This is a genomic window from Streptomyces sp. ICN903, assembly GCF_022015835.1.
GTDB classification, from domain to species: Bacteria; Actinomycetota; Actinomycetes; order Streptomycetales; family Streptomycetaceae; genus Streptomyces; species Streptomyces fenghuangensis.
In genome coordinates this window covers 1-14617 of sequence record NZ_JAKMAY010000140.1, presented here as the reverse complement: position 1 = coordinate 14617, position 14617 = coordinate 1, and the positions used below count along the sequence as shown (strand labels likewise).

General features: G+C 69.1%; 13 protein-coding genes and 1 tRNA gene. 7 read left to right on the top strand and 7 right to left on the bottom strand.

The genetic code is table 11. The features are described from left to right. Positions 1–180: 180 nt before the first annotated feature. From L7D48_RS15955 to L7D48_RS15945, 3 genes are read right to left on the bottom strand one after another with little or no spacing between them, the layout of a single operon-like run. On the bottom strand, positions 181–717 hold the full coding sequence (locus tag L7D48_RS15955) for a hypothetical protein (RefSeq protein ID WP_237880106.1): 537 nt from the start codon (positions 715–717) through the stop codon (positions 181–183). Continuing rightward, a complete protein-coding gene (locus L7D48_RS15950; RefSeq protein WP_237880105.1) occupies positions 714–3032 on the bottom strand; it encodes a DUF6571 family protein in 2319 nt (772 codons plus the stop codon). The genes L7D48_RS15955 and L7D48_RS15950 overlap by 4 nt, the downstream gene beginning before the upstream one ends. A gap of 25 nt (positions 3033–3057) precedes the next feature. Next, positions 3058–3510, bottom strand: coding sequence for a hypothetical protein (locus L7D48_RS15945; RefSeq protein WP_237880104.1), 453 nt, complete (start codon positions 3508–3510; stop codon positions 3058–3060). 243 nt (positions 3511–3753) lie between these two features. On the opposite strand from L7D48_RS15945, the gene pyk reads away from it, so the two are divergent. After that, entirely contained in the window at positions 3754–5187 is a 1434-nt protein-coding gene (gene pyk / locus L7D48_RS15940) for a pyruvate kinase (protein WP_237880103.1), read from the top strand. A 98-nt stretch (positions 5188–5285) separates the two neighbouring features. On the opposite strand, the gene L7D48_RS15935 is transcribed toward pyk, so the two are convergent. Both L7D48_RS15935 and L7D48_RS15930 read right to left on the bottom strand, forming a co-directional pair. Then, on the bottom strand, positions 5286–6068 hold the full coding sequence (locus tag L7D48_RS15935; protein WP_237880102.1) for a helix-turn-helix domain containing protein: 783 nt from the start codon (positions 6066–6068) through the stop codon (positions 5286–5288). Positions 6069–6178: 110 nt separating this feature from the next. Next, positions 6179–6253: transfer RNA gene (locus L7D48_RS15930), tRNA-Leu, on the bottom strand. A 123-nt stretch (positions 6254–6376) separates the two neighbouring features. Between L7D48_RS15930 and L7D48_RS15925 the strand changes: the two genes are divergently transcribed. The 6 genes from L7D48_RS15925 to L7D48_RS15900 all read left to right on the top strand — a co-directional run bounded on the left by L7D48_RS15925 (position 6377) and on the right by L7D48_RS15900 (position 12901). Next, the gene (locus tag L7D48_RS15925; RefSeq protein ID WP_237880107.1) at positions 6377–7030 is read left to right on the top strand and encodes an ANTAR domain-containing response regulator; all 654 of its coding nucleotides are present in this window, start codon (positions 6377–6379) and stop codon (positions 7028–7030) included. 467 nt (positions 7031–7497) lie between these two features. Further along, positions 7498–8658: a branched-chain amino acid ABC transporter substrate-binding protein gene (locus L7D48_RS15920; protein WP_237880101.1), complete on the top strand. Its 1161-nt coding sequence runs from the start codon at positions 7498–7500 to the stop codon at positions 8656–8658. Between the two features lie 175 nt (positions 8659–8833). Further along, positions 8834–9757, top strand: coding sequence for a branched-chain amino acid ABC transporter permease (locus L7D48_RS15915; protein WP_093655306.1), 924 nt, complete (start codon positions 8834–8836; stop codon positions 9755–9757). After that, positions 9754–11154 (top strand): branched-chain amino acid ABC transporter permease, encoded by a 1401-nt coding sequence (locus L7D48_RS15910; RefSeq protein ID WP_237880100.1) that lies wholly within the window; start codon positions 9754–9756, stop codon positions 11152–11154. The genes L7D48_RS15915 and L7D48_RS15910 overlap by 4 nt, the downstream gene beginning before the upstream one ends. Then, positions 11151–12140 carry an ABC transporter ATP-binding protein gene (locus L7D48_RS15905; protein ID WP_237880099.1) on the top strand — a complete coding sequence of 330 codons (990 nt, stop codon included), beginning with the start codon at positions 11151–11153 and terminating at the stop codon, positions 12138–12140. Before L7D48_RS15910 ends, L7D48_RS15905 begins: the two co-directional genes overlap by 4 nt. Beyond that, entirely contained in the window at positions 12137–12901 is a 765-nt protein-coding gene (locus L7D48_RS15900) for an ABC transporter ATP-binding protein (protein WP_237880098.1), read from the top strand. Before L7D48_RS15905 ends, L7D48_RS15900 begins: the two co-directional genes overlap by 4 nt. A gap of 104 nt (positions 12902–13005) precedes the next feature. Here the strand turns inward: L7D48_RS15900 and L7D48_RS15895 are convergent, their stop codons facing one another. Then, a complete protein-coding gene (locus L7D48_RS15895) occupies positions 13006–13896 on the bottom strand; it encodes a trypsin-like serine protease (RefSeq protein WP_237880097.1) in 891 nt (296 codons plus the stop codon). A 111-nt stretch (positions 13897–14007) separates the two neighbouring features. Further along, positions 14008–14481, bottom strand: coding sequence for a PaaI family thioesterase (locus tag L7D48_RS15890; RefSeq protein WP_237880096.1), 474 nt, complete (start codon positions 14479–14481; stop codon positions 14008–14010). Between the last annotated feature and the right edge of the window lie 136 nt (positions 14482–14617).

The following is a 14617-nucleotide window of genomic DNA, read 5'->3' as shown; positions in this document are numbered from 1 at the left end:
CCGGCACCCTGGCCCTGGGGCAGCGGTGCCTGGCCGACGACTCCCTCACCCCCGCCCTGCGCCGCCCCCTCGCCGACGAACTCGACGACCTCGCCCGCGCCCTGCGCGTACGCGCGGCGCACTGACGGGTTCGGCCGGGTGGGGCCGCAGCCAGGCGGCCCCACCCGCAGCAGCCCTGTTTCACTTCACCTCATCGCAAGGAGTGCGTTTCATCAGAACTCTGCGGTACTCGATAAGGAACTCAAGCATGGCCTCCTCATCGGCCGTGTTCTCGCTTGACTTGACCACGATGAAAAGATCTTGATTGTCCCTTTTGGGGGCGCAGCGCATCACGCTGAGGCCACTGTCCTCTGAATACACATATTTTTCATCGGCTGTCTGATGGTCGGGCTTCACGTAGGCGTGGACGGTGGCGAAGCGCCTGGTCGACCACCCATCCTCCCACCACTCCCGCTTCACCTCGAAGGCTACTTCTCCGTCTACCGAAGCGCTGCACACCTTCCTGAAGTTTTCGTCGCCCTCCTCGTTCAGTTTAATTTCCTTCCCTGGCGGCAAGAAAGGTGCTAGCTTGTCCGGCCTTACGTCTACGTCGCACAGCGTTTCGGGAATCTTGTATTCGCGACTATTTCGATCTTCTTCGCAAGCGGTTATCGACAAAAACATGACCGCAGTCGCGGCAGCGACAACGCCAACGGCTCGGAGAGATGATATGTTCACGATGCATCACCGGAAGATCTCAAGTTAGCCCCTTCGCTGTGGCTGCTTCCCGTCTGGTCACGAGCTGCTCTCTTTAGACTTTCAAGAGTGGCATCATTTACTTCCGGGTGATCTCGCGCTGCGCGCGCAACGGCTGCCATGGCGGAATCAATCGCTGCGTCACGTCCGTTGGAATAGTCCCGCATGCTGTTATCGCTAATTTTGTTGGCGTCTTTCTCGATACTCTTCACCACGCTCTCCGTGATGTCCTCGGCCAGCCAGTTGATGACCTCTCCCACCACCGGGACCCGCTCCGGGATGAGTGAAGTACCCAGTTCAACGGTGCGGGTGGCCCACTTTCCCTTGTCGCCCGCGGCCTCGTTGAAATCCTTGGCGGCAGCCGTGTTGTAGTCGTGAACGGCGTCGGCGCGGGCATCGCTCATAATGCCCGCCATCACGGCGCCGGGAGCGACCGCGCTGCTCACCTTCTGCTCCAGTGACACCTCCGATTTGTCCTCCCCGCTGAAGACCCCGTCGAACACCTTGTCCACCATCAGCGTCGTGTACGACTGCTGGGCGCTGGTGATCGCGGCATATGCGTCCGGATCCTGACCCACCTCACCGAGGAAGCTCACCACGTGGCTGGTGTTCTCGAAGACCGCCGGCACACCGTTGACCGGGAAACTGTCCGAGGCCGGGGAATCTCCGTACATCGACCGCTGGAAGTCGCCGATGTACTCCGCCGTGATGTTGCCCAGACTGTCCCGCAGCACATGGAGAGGTCCGGACTTCAGATCCTCGAACTTCTCGTCCTTCAGGTTCTCGTTGTGGCGGATCAGCTCGGGACGCTCGCCGAAGTGCGCCACCAGACGCTCGGTGAACTCCGCGCGCTCCGAGGTGTGCTCGACCGGCTCCGTCGACTGACTGTCGTACGCGCGCCCGGTCGCCGCCGCCTCCAGCGCGTGCCCCAGCGCGTTCGGCCCGTGCTCGAGGACATCCTCCGAGCCGGGCGCGCCCGGTTTCGCCAGGCTGTCCGGCGGCCACTCGAAGTCCTCCCTGAGGAACTCGTCGAAGTACTGGTAACCCAGCTTCCCGTTCTTGTCGACGGTGCCGTCCTCCCGGTACACCGTCGGATCACCCGTGAAGAACCTCTCCGCGGCCTCCGGGCTGTGCCCCAGCGCCTCCAGCACACTCGTCAGCGGGTCGTAGCCGGCCCCGCCCCTGCCCGACGGGTTGTAGCCGAGGTCCGCATCGCCCATGCCCGCCGGCCTGTTCGACGTGAACCGCATGGGCTCGTCGTGGTGGAGCTGGGTGATGTGCTCCGCGATCGGAGTGAGGAAGTCCGCGTCGTAGTCCCCGTAGCGCATGATCCCGCCGAGAACCTGGTAGCCGTACGGCTGCGGACCGAACGGACCCGGCTCCAGATCGATCTGCCGAGTGCCGAGCCTGCGGAACTCCTCCCCCCAACCGGCAGGCAAATGGGTCTTGTTGTCCGGGTCGGTGGCGGTGGCCAGCGCGATGCCCATGTTCTGCTGGAGGTCCCGGGACAGCCCCAGCCGCCCCTCGTTCTCCTCCCCGTCCCCCAGGGTGCCGTCGATCGACATCCGGGCATAGAACCGCAGGGCCTCCTCGGGACCGCCCAGCCCCTTGTAGAAGGCCGTGGAGAACTCCGGGTCCTCGGCGTTCGCGCCCACCAGACCGTTGAACTCGCGGTACTGGGCATCCGACATGTCCGGGCCCAGCTTCGCCAGCTTCACGGCGCGCTCGGCCTCGACCTCGTCCAGGGAGCTGTACTGGACGTGCCCGAAGTTGTAGGGATCGCCGCCGTGGACCCTCTTCAGCGCCCGCGCCGCCAGGCCGTCGATCTCCTCGGCCCGCGCGATCAGCCGGTCGATCCGGTCCGCCAGGTCCCTGCCCGCCCGGCGCTGCTCCTCGGAGGGGGCGCTGTTGTCCGGCTGGCGGTCGAGGGAGAACCCCACCGTCCCGTCGCCGTTGTCCCTCACCCGGATGCCCTGCTCACGACCTCCCTCGACCGCCTTCTTCAGGTCGGCCTGGACGGACTTCAGATCCGTGTGCGCGTCCCTGAGGATGTTCCTGATGCTCCTGGCCTGGGCCGCCGCGTCGTCGAACTCCTTGGCCGTCTTGCGGACGAACGGCTTGGTGACGGTGGCGTTCTCGCCCTTCCAGTCGGCCTTCTCGGCCTTGGCGGCCATACCGGTGCGGGCCTCGTCCGCCAGCTCCCCCAGTTCGGTGACCACCGACTCCCAGTCCGACACCGCATCCGACAGGCCGGAGAAGGAGAACCCGTACAGATCGGTGAAGGTCAACTTGGCCATGGTGCCGTTTCCCCGTTCCCCGTGCTTACTTGTAGTAGCGCTCGATCTCCGACACCGACATGGCCGAGCCGTCGCGGTGCCGCATCCGCGCCTCGATCTCCTTGTCCTGCTTGGCGTAGGACTTCGCGCTGTAGTCGAGGTGGTTGGAGATGTGCGCACAGGCCTGCAGCAACGTCCTGAGCTGGGAGTCCCACACCCCGACGGTGAGGCCGAGCTCCTCGCCCAGTGCGAAGTTGGCGTTCTTCAGTGCGGCGGCGGCACCGTCGCTGGACTCGCGGGCGAGGTCACCGTCCTTCCGCAACCGCCCGAACAGCACGTAGGCGTCGTGCCCGATGGCCCCCAACTCGTCCTGGGCGGCCGACAGGTCGTGCCCGTCGCCCCCGCCGCCACCGGGGCCGGCCTCGTTCAGCCGCGTCCCGGCGCCACCCCGCTCCGAGGCCTTCGCCACCAGAGCGGCCCACTCCTCGTCGAACGACACACACCCTCCCCCGAGTCGGCCGATGCACTGTGTCACCAGACGATAACAGCCGGGAGTGGGTGCGAGTGGCGGCCCGAGCGCAGGCCCGTGTGCGCCGTCATATGCCGCCGCGGAAAAAGGAAATGCTCATCCGAGCAACCTCGCGCCCATTTCACAAGTTGTTAACGGCCCTATATGGAACGGCCGTTGAACAGTTCCCTTCCCACAGTTCCCTACCTGCGGGTAAGTCATAGGCTCGCTGCCATGCGCCGCGCGAAAATCGTCTGCACACTGGGCCCCGCCACCGACTCGTACGAGCAGATCAAGGCACTCGTCGAAGCCGGGATGGACGTCGCCCGCCTCAACCTCAGCCACGGCGCCCACAGCGAGCACGCCGAGCGCTACCACCGCGTGCGCCGCGCCGCCGAGGAGACCGGCCGCAGCGTCGGCGTCCTCGCCGACCTTCAAGGCCCGAAGATCCGGCTCGGACGATTCCGCGAAGGCCCCGTACTCCTCGAACGCGGCGACGAGTTCACCATCACCACCGAGGACGTCGAGGGCGACCGCGAACAGTGCGGCACCACCTACGAAGGACTCGCCGACGACGTCACACCCGGCGAACCCGTCCTCGTCGACGACGGCCGCGTCACCCTGAAGGTCACCGCCGTCGACGGCCCCCGCATCCGCACCGAGGTCACCGAAGGCGGCATGGTCTCCGACCACAAGGGCCTCAACCTCCCCGGCGTCGCCGTCTCCGTGCCCGCCCTCTCCGACAAGGACATCGACGACCTGCGCTGGGCGCTGCGCACCGGCGTGGACCTCATAGCCCTCTCCTTCGTCCGCAGCGCACGCGACATCGCCGACGTCCACCGCGTCATGAAGGAGGAGGACCGCCACCTCCCCGTCATCGCCAAGATCGAGAAACCCCAGGCGGTGGAGAACCTCCCCGAGATCGTCGACGCCTTCGACGGCCTCATGGTCGCCCGCGGCGACCTCGGCGTCGAGATGCCCCTGGAAACCGTCCCCCTGGTGCAGAAACGCGCCGTCGCCCTCGCCCGGCGCAACGCCAAACCGGTCATCGTCGCCACCCAGATGCTCGACTCGATGATCGACTCCTCCCGGCCCACCCGCGCCGAGGCCTCCGACGTCGCCAACGCCGTCATGGACGGCACCGACGCCGTGATGCTCTCCGGCGAGACCAGCGTCGGCAACCACCCGGTCGAGACGGTCAGGACCATGGGCCGCATCGTCGCCGCCGCCGAGGAGGACATGCTCTCCCAGGGCCTGCGCCCGCTCGCCGAGAGCGCCAAACCCCGCACCCAGGGCGGCGCCGTGGCCCGCGCCGCGGCCGAGATGGGCGACTTCCTCGGCGCCGAGTTCCTCGTCGCCTTCACCCAGTCCGGCGACACCGCCCGCCGCCTGTCCCGATACCGCTCACCGATCCCCGTCCTCGCCTTCACCCCCGACCCGGCCACCCGCGCCCAGCTCAACCTCACCTGGGGCGTGGAGACCTTCCTCGGCCCCACCGTGAGCAGCACCGACGAGATGGTGGAGCAGGTCGACGAGCGGCTGCTGGAGATGGGGCGCTGCGCCAGGGGCGACAAGGTGATCATCACCGCCGGCTCGCCGCCCGGCGTCTCCGGCACCACCAACATGGTCCGCGTCCACCGCATCGGCGACGGGCACCCCGCCCGCTGAACCGGCCCCGTGCGGCCCGACCGGCCGCCCTCTCGAACCGGGAAGCCCCGGCCACCGCCTCGCGCCAGCGGCGGCCGGGGCTTCCCCCGTACCGCCTGTCAGTGCTTCGGCCCGATGTGCGCGTCCATCAGCGCCACGGACGCCCGGCGGGCGACGGAGACGTTGTACGCCCCGGTGGGGCGGCGTACGGCCCGCCACTCGACTCCCAGCCGGTCCAGGGTCTCGCCGTAGATGCGCACGATGTCCCCGGAGGTGTTGGTGAAGAAGTACCGCGGGTACTCGTAACGCTTCCGTACGCCGCCGACGGGACGCGTCGTCCAGTTGGTGATCCGGCAGCCGTCGGAGTGGATGAGCCCCCGGACCAGTTCCCAGGGGTGCTCGTCGGTGACCTCGCACTGCCAGGGCTCCAGAGTGATGCGCCGCTCGTGCTTCCTGCCCGGCCCGTGCTGGGGGAACAGGCAGGGCCAGTGCCGGCTGTAGGAGGTGACCATGACGCACCCCTGCGCCTGTACGAGGTAGGCGCTCCGGTCCGGCAGGACGGAGGTGATCGCCTCGCGGCACGCGGTGATCAGCCCGGGCCAGGCGTCGGCACAGGCGATCCGCAGATAGTGGCCGTCGCGCCGGGGATGCGCGCTGACGCAGCCGTCGCCCAGGTAGAGGCCGAGCAGGTAGGCGTAGGCGGGCCGGTCGGCGGGGAGGGTCGGCTCGGGTCCGCAGCGGAAGCAGTCCGTCTCCCGGGAGATGCTCGGGAGCGGCTGGATGCGTGTCTGCCAGGAGCGGATCGCGGAGCGGGATATTCCGGTCTGCCTGCTGACGGAGTTGAGACTGCGGCCCTGGTCGACGAGAGCGAGGACGCGCTTCCGCGTGGCGAGGTCGTACATGCTCGCGAGCGTGTACGAGAGACTGTTCCCGGAGGGAGGATCGGAGGGGTATTCCCTCTGATCAGTGAAGTTTTCCCACTTTGCTTGCGACCTTGGAAATAAAGGCAAAGTGCCCCGGGTCGGATTCGAACCGACACTGTATGGGTTTTGAATCCATTGCCTGCTGCCAATTGGGCTACCGGGGCCATGTGAATCGAAGGCTGGGGCCTCCCGACGTAGGTACACCTTACAGGAACTAGGTAGGCTCTTGTGGTCCACCTGGCCGGAAAACGAGGAGCCCAGTGAGCACCGCGGACATCCCCGAGCCCATCAGCACCGACGGCGGCGCCGACAGCACGGCCGGCGCGGCCGGCGAGCGGGCGCATGTGCCTCCGGAGACGACGCGGGTCGTCATCGCGGAGGACGAGGCGCTGATCCGCCTGGACCTCAAGGAGATGCTGGAGGAGGAGGGCTACACCGTCGTCGGCGAGGCCGGGGACGGGCAGACGGCCGTGGATCTGGCCCGGGAGCACCGGCCGGATCTGGTGATCATGGATGTGAAGATGCCCGTGCTCGACGGGATCTCGGCGGCCGAGAGGATCGCCGAGGAGTCGATCGCCCCGGTGCTGATGCTGACCGCCTTCTCGCAGCGCGAGCTGGTGGAGCGGGCGCGGGACGCGGGTGCGATGGCGTATCTGGTGAAGCCGTTCAGCAAGAGCGACGTGGTGCCCGCCATCGAGATGGCGGTGTCGCGGTTCAACGAGATGAAGGTGCTCAGCCGGGAGGTCGCCGACCTCGCGCAGCGGCTGGAGACGCGGAAGCTGGTGGACCGGGCCAAGGGGGTGCTGCAGACGCAGTACGGGCTGACCGAGCCGGCCGCGTTCCGGTGGATCCAGAAGACCTCGATGGACCGCCGGCTGTCGATGCGGCAGGTGGCCGAGGCCGTGATCCAGGACGCGGAGGAGAAGAAGCAGCAGCGGTGACGCCCGTGCGGGGCCGCGCCCGGCGGTCCCGCACGGGCCGCCGGGCGCGGTCCGGTTCCGGCCGGGGCGTCGCCGGTGCCGGGGCGCGGGGCGCGAGGCCGTTCACGGCCCGGCGCCGGCCCCGCGTGAGCCGGGGTGTTGGCGGGGGGCGGGGGATTCCGGATCTCCGTGCGGGCCGAGTGCGGTCGCAGGCGCGGGGCGATGGCGGGCATTTGCGGTCCGTGGTCCGGGAATTCACGAGTCCGACCCCTGATGATCTTTCCCTTTCTGTCCGTTCTTCGGTAAGGAGTGTCCTGTTTCCGGCGCATGGCGCAGGTCACAGGGAGATCACATCTGCCGCTCTCACCTATCTGGTCTGCTTCTGGGGCAATAGATTCCGGGCCACGCCGCACGTACGTACGTGCGGACCGCGACGCCGGAACGGTACGGCGATCGTCGTGATCTGAGCAGGCTCCAGGGGGTTCCACGTGCTCAACAAGACCATCGTCAAGCTGGCCATTCCCATGGCCGTCGGCGCGCTCGCGCTGACCGGTTGCGGCGGAGGGGACAGCGGCAGCGGCGACGCGTACAAGATCGCCTTCCAGGGCCCGCTCTCCGGCGACAACGTGCAGCTCGGCCAGAACATGGAGAACGGCATCAAGCTGGCGATCGACCAGGCGAACGCCGAGGGCGACCTCGGGTTCGAGGTCGAGTACGTGCCGGTCGACGACCAGGGTCTGCCGGACAAGGCGACGGCGGCCGCGCAGAAGGCGATCGACGACGAGGACGTCGTCGCGGTGATCGGTCCGGCGTTCTCGGGTCCGGCGGACACCGCCGCCGAGGTGTACGGGGCCGCGGGCCTGGTGGCGCTGTCGTCCTCGGCGACGCGCCCGGACCTGACGACCAAGGGCTACGAGACGTTCCTGCGCGCGGTGCCCAACGACAGTGCCCAGGGCGCCGGGATGGCGAAGTACCTGTCGGGCAAGGTCAAGGCCGAGAAGGTCGTGGTGGTCGACGACAAGACCGACTACGGCATAGGCCTGGCGGACGTCGCCGAGAAGGACCTGAAGGCCGCCGGTGTCGAGGTGGTGCGCCAGAGCGTGCCGCAGAAGACCCCGGACTACAGCGCCGCGGCGAAGAACGTCACCAAGAACAAGCCGGACGCGCTGATCTACGCGGGCTACTACCAGGACGCCGGCCCGTTCGCCAAGAAGCTCAAGGAGGCGGGCTTCGACGGTGTGGCGATGTCGGGTGACGGCACCAACGACGCGCAGTTCATCCAGCTGGCGGGTGACGCCTCGGACGGCTGGCTGCTGACCTGCCCGTGCACGGACGCCACCAAGGAGGACGCGACGAAGAAGTTCGCCGCGGACTACGAGAAGGAGTTCAAGCAGGCTCCGGGTACGTACTCGGCCGAGTCGTACGACGCCGCGATGATGATCATCGAGGAGATCAAGAAGCTCCACGAGGACGGCGGTGTCGAGCGCCAGGCGCTGGTGGACGCTCTGCGCGCGGCGAACTACAAGGGTCTGACGAAGGAGTTCTCCTTCGACGACAAGGGTGAGTTCACCAACCAGACCATCTACCTGTACCAGGTCAAGGGCGAGGGCATCGAGTACCAGGGCAGCATCGACGAGCTGGCCGGCTGAACCGGCCGACGCTTCCGGCCGGCCGGCGCGGTGGGTTCGCTCCCGCGCCGGCCGGCGTGACACCGGCGGGCACCGCCTTCGTGCCGGGCGTCCGCCTCCGTGATCCTCGCGCCGCCCGTTCCCCGAGTGCTGAACGCACGTCCGGGCGGCACATTCCCACAAGGAAGACAGTTCGATGTCCCTCAGTGAGTTCTGGGACTTCCTCGTCCTAGGGGTGGTGCTCGGCAGTCTCTACGCCGTCATCGCCATCGGCTACACGCTGGTGTACGGAGTGCTCCAGCTTCTGAACTTCGCGCACAGCGAGGTCTTCATGTTCGGCGGCTACGGGGGCCTGCTGGCCCTGACCGCCCTGATCCCCGAGTCGACGCCCTCCGGCATGGGCTCGGTCGCCTACGTCCTGATCGGCATGCTGGCGGGTGCCGCGCTGGGCGGCGCGGTGGCCTTCGGTCTGGAACGGGTGGCGTACCGGCCGTTGCGCAGGCATCACGCGCCGCGCCTGGTGTTCCTGATCACAGCGATCGGCGCCTCGTTCTTCCTGTACAACCTGGCGGGCAAGCTGTTCGGCCGCAATCCGCTGCCGATGCCGTCGATGTACGAGAACAAGAAGGTGCTGAGCGTCTTCGGCGCCGAGCTGACGATCACGCAGGTGCTGATCCTGGTGTCGGCGGTGGCGATGATGGTCGGCCTGGACTACGTGGTGAACCGCACGAAGATGGGTTCGGGTATCCGCGCGGTGGCGCAGGACCCGGAGGTCGCGTCGCTGATGGGCGTGGACATCGACAAGGTGGTGTCCCGGACGTTCGTGCTCGGCGGTCTGCTGGGCGGTGCGGCCGGCTTCCTGTTCGGCACCAACAGCCAGGTCTGGTACACGATGGGCTTCCTGCCCGGTATCACGGCCTTCGCGGCGGCGGTGCTGGGCGGTATCGGCAATGTGCGCGGCGCGATGCTGGGCGGCCTGGTGCTGGGCGTGGTGGAGACCATGACGGTGGGCCTGTGGGGTGACGACTGGCGTTACGTCGGCGCCTTCGTGGTGCTGGTGCTGGTGCTGATGGTCCGTCCGACCGGCATTCTCGGCGAGCGTGTGGGGAGGACGGCGTGAGCATCAAGACCTCGACCGCGGAAGGGGCCGGGCAGGACTCGCCGAAGAGCGCCACGGCGCCGCTGTCGGCGGCGGCCCGGCTGCGGAGGGTGCGCTGGTACCAGGAGCCGCGCTGGCGGCGGCTGGGAGCCCTGCTGGCGCTGGCGGTGACGCTCAGGCTGATGACGGGCGAGGAGGGCACCACCCAGGATCTGTTCCTGGCGCTGCGCGAGGACTTCACCGGTGTCGGCCTGTGGATCTGGCTGGCGATCGCGGTGGCGGTCTGGGCGGTGCGGGAGTTCCTCGCCGATCAGACCTCCCGTGCGGTGAAGGGGACGAAGAAGGTCTCCACCGGCCCGCTGGAGCGGGTCCGGCAGGTGTGGTCGGCCGACAAGCGGGTCCGTATGGGCGTGCTGACGGCCGTGCTGGCGCTGGTGGTGTTCGGGCCGCTGGGGGTCGAGCGGTACTGGCAGCAGGTGCTGGTGGACCAGATCGCGATCTTCGTGCTGCTGGCGATCGGCCTGAACGTGGTGATCGGCTGGGCGGGTCTGCTGGACCTGGGCTTCATCGCGTTCTTCGCGATCGGCGCGTACAGCGCGGCGTACTGGACGGGTTCGCTGCCGGTCCAGCCGCCGGTGGCGCTGAACAACTTCCTGGTGCTGCCGATCGCGGTGCTGACCTGTCTGGTGGCGGGGGTGATCCTGGGAGCTCCGACGCTGCGGCTGCGGGGCGACTACCTGGCGATCGTGACCCTGGGCTTCCACGAGATCGTCTACCTGGTGGCGAAGAACGCCGACGGGGTGACGGAGGGCGCGCGCGGTGTGAAGGTCGACCGGTTCAGCGTCGACGTGGGCTTCTTCTCCTACGAGTGGAAGCTGGATCCGATGCCGTACTACTGGCTGCTGGTCGTCTTCATCGTGCTGGCCATCTTCCTGTTCCTGCGGCTGGAGCACTCCAAGGTGGGCCGGGCGTGGACGGCGATCCGCGAGGACGAGGTGGCCGCGGCGGCCACGGGTGTGCCCACGGTGCGGTACAAGCTGATGGCGTTCGCGATCGGTGCGTCGACCTCGGGCGTGGCGGGGGTGGCGTACGCGAGCAAGGTCGGGTACTTCAACCCGGAGAACTTCGCGATCCTGCTGTCGATCCTGGTGCTGGCCTATGTCATCTTCGGCGGCATGGGGTCGATCCCCGGGGTGCTGTTCGGTGCCGCGTTCCTGGTGTGGCTGCCGGAGTACCTGCGCGAGTGGGTGGATCCCAAGGACCGGTACATGTACCTGGGCGCTCTCCTCGTCATCATGATGATCTACCGGCCGCAGGGCGTGCTGCCCTCCCGCCGCCGCAAGCGTGAGCTGCGGATGGCGGAGGCGGGGGTCGGCGGAGCCGACGCGACCGGCCCGGCGGAAGGCAGGCAGCCGTGACCACCGAGACGGTGAAGAAGGAGCAGGGACCGGCGGACGGTTCGGCCGGCGCCGGTGAGTTGGTGCTGGAGACGTCGGGCGTGACGCTGCGGTTCGGCGGTCTGACCAGTCTGGACAACGTCGAGCTGCGGATGCGGCGCGGTGAGGTGCTGGCGGTCATCGGGCCCAACGGTGCGGGCAAGACGTCGCTGTTCAACTCGTTGACGGGCGCGTACGTGCCGCAGGAGGGGCGGATCGTCTTCCGTCCGCGCAAGGGCGGTGAGCACTCGCTGCTGGGCGCCAAGCCGCATGTGGTCAGCCAGTGGGGTCTGGCGCGCACGTTCCAGAACATCAGGCTGTTCGGGGCGCTGACCGCGCTGGAGAACGTCAAGATCGCGGCGGAGACGCGGCTGAAGGCCGGCCCGGTGTCGATCATGCTGGGGCTGCCGAACGCGCGGAAGGCCGAGCGGGCCAGTGACCGCCGGGCGCACGAGGTGCTGTCGTACGTCGGCCTGCTGGGGAAGATGAACGAGCTGGCGGGGTCGCTGAGCTACGGCGACCAGCGGCGGCTGGAGATCGCGCGGGCACTGGCGACGGATCCGGAGGTGCTGCTGCTGGACGAGCCGGCGGCGGGCACCAACCCGACGGAGAAGCTGGAGCTGGAGGAGCTGATCCGGCGGATCAACACCGAGCTGGGTGTGAGCGTGCTGCTGATCGAGCACGACATGCGGCTGGTGATGTCGGTGGCGGACCGGGTGATGGTGCTCAACTTCGGCAAGAAGATCGCCGAGGGGTCTCCGTCGCAGGTGCAGCGGGATCCGGCGGTGATCGAGGCGTATCTGGGCGCGGTGGCCGAGGAGGACGAGGCCGCGGTGGACCGGGTGGTCGCCGAGGACGCCTCCGGACCGGCCGCGCGGAAGGCCGGCACGCAGGAGGACGCCGGTACCGGGGCCGGTGCCGGGACCGGGGCCGAGGCAGCGCGGCGGGACACCGAGGAGCACGAGTGAGCGTCACCACGGATCTGAAGAAGGAGCCGCAGGGCGGCGGGCCGGCCGCCCCGGTGGTGCTGGAGCTGCGCGATCTGCGGGTGTTCTACGGCGCCATCGAGGCGCTCAAGGGCGTCAATCTGACGGTCCGCAGCGGGGAGGTGGTCGCGCTGCTCGGCGCCAACGGCGCGGGCAAGACCACCACGCTGCGGACGGCGTCGGGGATGATCGCGCCGCGCGAGGGGCAGGTGCTGCTGCACGGGGAGCGGATCGACGGCATCAAGCCGCACGATCTGGTCCGGTTCGGCATCGGCCATGTTCCCGAGGGGCGCGGGGTGTTCCCGCGGATGACGGTCCGGGAGAACCTCCAGATGGGGGCGTACCGGTTCAAGTCGGTGGACAAGGCCGACATGGACCGGGTGTTCACGCTGTTCCCGCGGCTGGGGGAGCGCAAGAGCCAGCTGGGCGGGACGCTGTCGGGCGGTGAGCAGCAGATGCTGGCGATCGGCCGCGCCCTGATGGGCAAGCCGGAGGTGCTGCTGCTGGACGAGCCGTCGATGGGCCTGGCGCCGCTGATCGTTCAGCAGATCTTCGAGATCGTCAAGGAGATCAACGAGCAGGGCACCACGGTGCTGCTGGTGGAGCAGAACGCCGCGCAGGCGCTCAAGATGGCCGACCGCGGCTATGTGCTGGAGACCGGTGCGGTGGCGATGGAGGGCGAGGCGTCCGGGCTGCTGTCCGACCCGCGGGTGCGGGCGGCCTATCTGGGCGAGGGTGCCTGACGGCCCCTGGATCGGGTACGGCGGCGGTGCCGCGGCGGCCTCCGGGCCGCCGCGGCACCGCCGTTCCCGTCTCCGGCCGCGGGCGGCCGGAGACGGTGTGCCGGTCAGGGCAGGTCGGTGTAGGGGGAGAGGAAGGCGCGGGCGCCGGGTGCGTCGAGGCGGTAGGCGACGTTCGTGGCGTAGCAGGGGGCGTCGCCGGTGATGGTGGTGCCGACCAGGACGCGTTCGCCGTCGATCTCGGCGAAGTTGGGGCCGCCGGAGTCTCCGTAGCAGGCGCCGCCGTTGCCCTGCGGGGCGGTCATGGCCACGCGTACCCACGCCTTGTTGAGGGCGTTGAAGGAGGTGGGGGCCTTCATCCGTACGCCGCCGCCGGGGTGGGTGTGGCCGCCGGGGCCGCGCTGGGCCTCCTGGGTGCCGTAGCCGGCGACGGTGAAGTCGGCGTCGTCCAGCGCCCGGGGGCCCAGGGCGTCGAGCTGTCCGGCGGTGGGCAGGGTGGCCGGGGTGAAGTCCCAGCGTCCGGCCATCCGGTCGGCGGGGACCTCCACGACGGAGATGTCGCGGGTGTCGGTGGCGGGGCCGGGGTACTCCGGGTGGTTGTGCGCGGTGCCCTCGACCGCGACGGCCGCGGCGACGGCGGCCGGGTCGCCGGGGTGCTCCCGCGCGGCCGCGTCGAGGGCGGCCCGCACGTCCTGTTCCAGGGAGACGTGGAAGCGGGCGCCGGCTGGCCAGTCGGTGGTGCAGTGGGCGGCGGTGAGGAAGGTGTCGCGGTCGATCATGGTGCCCGAGCAGAACCAGCCGACGCGGTCGGGGGTGGTGGCGTCCTCGTCGTGGTCGTAGGTGACGACCAGCGCCCCGACCTCGGTCCGCTCCGGGGCGGGGGAGGAGTTGTAGGTGCTGATGGCCGCCGCGGGGAGCGCGGCGGCCATGGCCAGAGCGGCCGCGGCCGTGGTGACGGCGGCGGCGTGCTTCCGGGATGTCAGGCGTGTGGCCCGCACGATCGGTGCCCTTTCTGCCCTGGCCGCCCCGGTGGCGGCCCGGACCGGTATCAAAGCGCACCGGCCGGGCTCCGCAGAACCCTGTGACCTGTGGTTTTTCGGTGAGGGTCGTCAGTTGCCGTACGCGCCGGCGGGTGCGTCGCGCAGCAGGCAGGTGAGCCGGGCGCTGCACACGCGGCGGTCCTGCTCGTCGGTGACGGCGATCTCGTAGGTGGTGGTGGACCGGCCGCGGTGCACGGGGGTGGCGGTGCCGGTGACGGTGCCGGAGGTCAGCCCGCGGTGGTGGGTGCAGTTGAGGTCCACGCCGACGGCGAGCTTGGTGGGGCCGCCGTGGAGCATGGCGCCGACGGAGCCGAGGGTCTCGGCCAGGACGGCGGACGCACCGCCGTGCAGCAGCCCGTAGGGCTGGGTGTTGCCCTCGACGGGGAGGGTGCCGACGACTTTCTCGGGGGCGGCGTGGGTGATGACCAGTCCCATGCGCTCGCCGAGGCGGCCGGCGGAGAAGAGGGCGGGCAGGTCGATGCCGAGCCCGGCCCACTGGTCGAGGATCTCCTGGGGGAAGACGGTGCTGGTCGGCTCGCCCATGGGCGCGTGGCTCCGATCGTCGTGCCGGGGCCGGCGGGGCACGGCCGTGCGGCGGGTGATGGATGTGCTCTACACCCTTACTTATCAGAGGGGCCGGCGGGACCGGGGGCGGGGGTGAGGCGGATCACCACGGACT

What these genes read in the sequence shown, in the direction of transcription:
- L7D48_RS15915 (WP_093655306.1), top strand. Translation starts at nt 8,834, where the DNA reads ATGTCCCTCAGTGAGTTCTGGGACTTCCTCGTCCTAGGGGTGGTGCTC.
- L7D48_RS15935 (WP_237880102.1), bottom strand. Translation starts at nt 6,068, where the DNA reads ATGTACGACCTCGCCACGCGGAAGCGCGTCCTCGCTCTCGTCGACCAG.
- pyk (WP_237880103.1), top strand. Translation starts at nt 3,754, where the DNA reads ATGCGCCGCGCGAAAATCGTCTGCACACTGGGCCCCGCCACCGACTCG.
- L7D48_RS15950 (WP_237880105.1), bottom strand. Translation starts at nt 3,032, where the DNA reads ATGGCCAAGTTGACCTTCACCGATCTGTACGGGTTCTCCTTCTCCGGC.
- L7D48_RS15890 (WP_237880096.1), bottom strand. Translation starts at nt 14,481, where the DNA reads ATGGGCGAGCCGACCAGCACCGTCTTCCCCCAGGAGATCCTCGACCAG.